This window comes from Streptomyces glaucescens (assembly GCF_002154375.1).
GTDB lineage: Bacteria > Actinomycetota > Actinomycetes > Streptomycetales > Streptomycetaceae > Streptomyces > Streptomyces glaucescens.
Genome location: NZ_MUND01000050.1, coordinates 1 through 4828, shown reverse-complemented (window position 1 = coordinate 4828; position 4828 = coordinate 1). Strand labels below are relative to the sequence as shown.

Here is a 4828-nt window from a genome sequence, read left to right as displayed (position 1 = left end):
CGACGACGGCGCCGAGAAGGACCCGGCGTTCCTGCGGATGATGAGCGAACTGAGGATCCCGTACACCGCATTCCTCAGCGACTACCTGGTCAAGGAGGACTACGGCTACTTCAAGCGCATGCAGGACCGCGGAGCGCCGCTCAACAACCACACCCTCCACCACCCCTACATGCCCGCCCTGTCCTACGCCCGCCAGAAGCGCGAGATCTGCGGCATGCAGGACGTCATCGAGAAGCGCTACGGCAAGCGCCCGCTGCTCTTCCGGCCGCCCTTCGGCAACTACGACCGGGACACCCTGCGCGCCGCCAAGATGTGCGGGATCACCCATGTGCCGCTGTGGAACGAGGAGGTCTTCGTCGACCGGTGGGAGTACCGCGAGTGGGACCGCAGCATCCGCCCCGGCGACATCGTCCTCAGCCACTTCCGCGGCAAGGACGACTGGAAGGGCACCATGCCCGACATGATCCGCCGGTTCCTGGACAAGGTCACCGCCGAGGGATACGCCGTGGCCCGCCTGGAGGACTACCTGTGAGGGCGCGGCGGGCCGGCGCGTGGACCCTGCTCCTCCCGCTCCTCCTGGCGACCGGCTGCGCGGCGGCCCAGGACGGGGCGCCCGGCTCCGCCGCCCACCGCACGGCCCCGTCCGCCCCGCCGCACCTGCGCTGGGGCCTGACCGCCCCGCTGCCGCCGCCCCCGAGCCCGAGCGTGCGGCCGCCCGCGCGGTCCGGCTCGCCCGTGACCGGCCTCCCGCCGGTCGTCGACCGCGTCCCCACCCGCGACAAGGTCGTCTTCCTCACCTACGACGACGGCGCCGAGAAGGACCCCCGGTTCGTCGACCTGGTCCGCGAACTGCGCCTGCCGGTCACCATGTTCCTCACCGACAGCGTCGCCGGACCCGGCTACGGCCACTTCGCCCGCCTGCGCGCGGTCGGCGCCGGCCTGCAGAACCACACCCTCGACCACGCCGCCCTGCGCGGCCTGCCGTACGCCGGCCAGCGCGCCGAGATCTGCGGCCAGCAGCACAAGCTCCGGGCCCGCTTCGGCGTCCGCCCCCACCTCTTCCGCCCGCCCTACGGCACCTACGACACCACCACGCTGCGGGCGGCGGCGGACTGCGGCATCCGCGCGGTGGTCCTCTGGCGCGCCACCATGACCACCACCGACCTCACCTTCACCGAGGGGGCCCGCCGCCTCCACCCCGGCGACATCGTCGCCGTCCCGGCGACGGAGACCCTGACGCCGAGCCTGAAGGAGCGGACGGTGCGCCTGCTGCGCCGCATCCAGGAGCAGGGACTGACGGTCGGAAAGCTGGACGACTACCTCTGACGACCGCGGCCCGTCCGGCGCGGGAGGCCGAGGCCCGCTCAGGGCCGGAGCGGGCGTCCCGGAGGGTGGCGGCGACCGGCGAGGGGGCGCCAGATCCCGGCGCGGACAACCGGCGCGCACCCCGGACCCGGCAGACGCGCCGCGCGGCAATTGGCACTCCGCTTGACCGAGTGCTAATCGCGGTCATAGTCTCGGCTCTGGCACTCCCCCCTGGAGAGTGCCAAACAAGCGACGGGCAGGTCCGGCACCCGCGACGACGGATCGACCTGGTCGCCACCTCAGACAGTTAACCCCGTGAGATCTCCGAAGGGGGAGGTCGGATCGTGACGACCGCCAGCTCCAAGGTTGCCATCAAGCCGCTCGAGGACCGCATCGTGGTCCAGCCGCTGGACGCCGAGCAGACCACGGCCTCTGGCCTGGTCATTCCGGACACCGCCAAGGAGAAGCCCCAGGAGGGCGTCGTCCTGGCCGTGGGCCCGGGCCGAGTCGAGGACGGCAAGCGCGTCGAGCTCGACGTGAAGGTCGGCGACGTCGTGCTCTACAGCAAGTACGGCGGCACCGAGGTGAAGTACAACAACGAGGAGTACCTCGTCCTCTCGGCTCGCGACGTGCTCGCGATCATCGAGAAGTAAGCCGTCACCTCGACGCAATAGCTCTGCAACTGCGCCCCTGGCCCCCGCGACCCTGAGAAGCCGGGCGTCCGGGGCGCAGTCACTTTCACCCACATTCGAGAGGGCTCACGCTGTCATGGCGAAGATCCTGAAGTTCGACGAGGACGCCCGTCGCGCCCTCGAGCGCGGCGTCAACAAGCTTGCCGACACGGTCAAGGTGACGATCGGCCCCAAGGGCCGCAACGTCGTCATCGACAAGAAGTTCGGCGCTCCCACCATCACCAACGACGGTGTCACCATCGCCCGCGAGGTCGAGGTCGAGGACCCGTACGAGAACCTCGGCGCCCAGCTGGTGAAGGAGGTGGCGACCAAGACCAACGACATCGCGGGTGACGGCACCACCACCGCCACCGTGCTGGCCCAGGCCCTGGTCCGCGAGGGTCTGAAGAACGTCGCCGCCGGTGCCTCCCCGGCCGCCCTGAAGAAGGGCATCGACGCCGCCGTCAAGGCCGTCTCCGACGACCTGCTGGCGACCGCCCGCCCGATCGACGAGAAGTCCGACATCGCCGCCGTCGCCGCGCTGTCCGCCCAGGACCAGCAGGTCGGCGAGCTGATCGCCGAGGCGATGGACAAGGTCGGCAAGGACGGTGTCATCACCGTCGAGGAGTCCAACACCTTCGGTCTGGAGCTGGACTTCACCGAGGGCATGGCCTTCGACAAGGGCTACCTGTCGCCGTACTTCGTGACGGACCAGGAGCGCATGGAGGCCGTCCTCGACGACCCGTACATCCTCATCCACCAGGGCAAGATCTCCGCGATCGCGGACCTCCTGCCGCTGCTGGAGAAGATCATCCAGTCGAACGCCTCCAAGCCGCTGCTGATCATCGCCGAGGACGTGGAGGGCGAGGCCCTGTCCACCCTCGTCGTCAACAAGATCCGCGGCACCTTCAACGCCACCGCGGTGAAGGCCCCCGGCTTCGGCGACCGCCGCAAGGCGATGCTCCAGGACATGGCGGTCCTCACCGGCGCCACGGTCATCTCCGAGGAGGTCGGCCTCAAGCTCGACCAGGTCGGTCTCGACGTGCTCGGCTCCGCCCGCCGCGTCACCGTCACCAAGGACGACACCACGATCGTCGACGGCGCCGGCAAGTCCGAGGACGTGCAGGGCCGCGTCGCGCAGATCAAGGCCGAGATCGAGAACACCGACTCCGACTGGGACCGCGAGAAGCTCCAGGAGCGCCTCGCGAAGCTGGCCGGCGGCGTGTGCGTGATCAAGGTCGGCGCCGCCACCGAGGTGGAGCTGAAGGAGAAGAAGCACCGCCTGGAGGACGCCATCTCCGCGACCCGCGCCGCGGTCGAGGAGGGCATCGTCTCCGGTGGTGGCTCCGCGCTCGTCCACGCCGTGAAGGTGCTGGAGGACAACCTCGGCAAGACCGGCGACGAGGCCACGGGTGTCTCCGTCGTCCGCAAGGCCGCCGTCGAGCCGCTGCGCTGGATCGCCGAGAACGCCGGCCTGGAGGGTTACGTCATCACCTCCAAGGTCGCCGAGCTCGACAAGGGCCAGGGCTTCAACGCCGCCACCGGTGAGTACGGCGACCTGGTCAAGGCCGGCGTCATCGACCCGGTGAAGGTCACCCGCTCCGCCCTGGAGAACGCCGCCTCCATCGCCTCCCTCCTCCTCACGACCGAGACCCTGGTCGTCGAGAAGAAGGAAGAGGAGGAGCCGGCCGCGGGCCACGGCCACGGTCACGGCCACGCGCACTGACGCATCGCCTCGCAGGAAGGCCCGGCACCTGACGGTGCCGGGCCTTCCCGTTTCCCCTCGCGGGTCTTCGCGTTCCCCTCGCGGGTCTCCGTGCTCCCCTCGCGGGCCTCGCGTTCCGTTCCTACCGCTCCAGCTCATCGAGGACGCCCAGCTGCTCCATCAGCCCCAGCCGGTCGTACTCCCACCAGCCCTCGGCGAGCTTTCCGTCCCCGCCGCACCGGAAGACCGTCGTCCCGCTCATCGAGACCTCCCTCCCGGTGGCCGGGACGCCCAGGAACTCGCCCTTGTGCCGGCCCTTCCAGTACCACCGGGCGCACACCCGGTCGCCCTCGGCGATCAGGTCCTCGATGCTGAACTCGAAGTCGAAGCCGTCCCGCCACACCCGCATACCGCGCCGGACGTGATCCATGCCGATCGCGTCCTCCACATTCGCCGGATCATGGTCGTGGTAGTGCTCCGACATCACCTCGTCCAGCGGCGGCGGCTCCCCGCCGGGCGTGGCCAGCAGCTCGAAGAACCGCCGCACCGTGGAGGTGGCCAGCTGCTCGTCCCGCACCACGTCCAGATCCGTGAACGTCGGCATCTCGTCGCAGAGGGCCACCATCTCCCGGAAGATCCGGTCCGTCTCCGGCAGATGGGAATTGCGCATCGCCTCCTCGTAGGAGGGGAACTCCACGATCTCGATGAAGTGCGACGCGTCCGACCGGTCCTTCCCGATCACGTTGTGCGTCGCCGTCCGTTTCCCCTTGGTCTGCTCGACCCACTTGTCCATCAGCCGGTTCACCTCGTCGAACCGGGCCGTCTTGCAGTCGATGAGCTGTACGAACGTCATGGTGCCGCCTCCGGCCCCCCGCTAAGGTCCGGGATCAGCACCATTGTCCTCCTCCGCCGCCGGGCGGACATCCCCTGGGCCCGGTCCTCGCACTCCCGTCCGCCGGACGTCACCCCCTAGGTCGTGTCCGCAAAGTCCCGTCGTCCGCCCGAAGGGCGGGCCCCGCGGCGTCTGGTGCGTGCTCTCGGCGCGCCGGGCGGAGTCCCTCGTACTGGATGTACTTGGGGCTTCGCCCGGCGCGGCGAGAGTGCGTGCCAGGCGTCGCGGGGCAGACGGGACTTTGCGGACACAGCC

5 protein-coding genes are annotated in these 4828 nt (G+C 69.9%); 4 read left to right on the top strand and 1 reads right to left on the bottom strand.

The genetic code is table 11. The annotated features are described in order from the left end of the window. From CCN42_RS04100 to groL, 4 genes are all read left to right on the top strand, one after another. On the top strand, positions 1 to 532 hold a 532-nt coding region (locus CCN42_RS04100; RefSeq protein WP_143661846.1), incomplete at its 5' end, for a polysaccharide deacetylase family protein. Further along, complete coding sequence (locus CCN42_RS04095; RefSeq protein WP_086733105.1) at positions 529 to 1326, top strand: polysaccharide deacetylase family protein; 798 nt, start codon at positions 529 to 531, stop codon at positions 1324 to 1326. The genes CCN42_RS04100 and CCN42_RS04095, both read left to right, overlap by 4 nt. Positions 1327 to 1649: 323 nt before the next feature. Further along, positions 1650 to 1958 (top strand): co-chaperone GroES, encoded by a 309-nt coding sequence (gene groES / locus CCN42_RS04090; protein ID WP_043443103.1) that lies wholly within the window; start codon positions 1650 to 1652, stop codon positions 1956 to 1958. 115 nt (positions 1959 to 2073) lie between these two features. Beyond that, on the top strand, positions 2074 to 3702 hold the full coding sequence (gene groL / locus CCN42_RS04085) for a chaperonin GroEL (protein ID WP_086171066.1): 1629 nt from the start codon (positions 2074 to 2076) through the stop codon (positions 3700 to 3702). 121 nt (positions 3703 to 3823) lie between these two features. Here groL and CCN42_RS04080 read toward each other — a convergent pair whose 3' ends face one another. After that, positions 3824 to 4534: an ester cyclase gene (locus CCN42_RS04080; protein ID WP_086733104.1), complete on the bottom strand. Its 711-nt coding sequence runs from the start codon at positions 4532 to 4534 to the stop codon at positions 3824 to 3826. Positions 4535 to 4828: the final 294 nt, after the last annotated feature.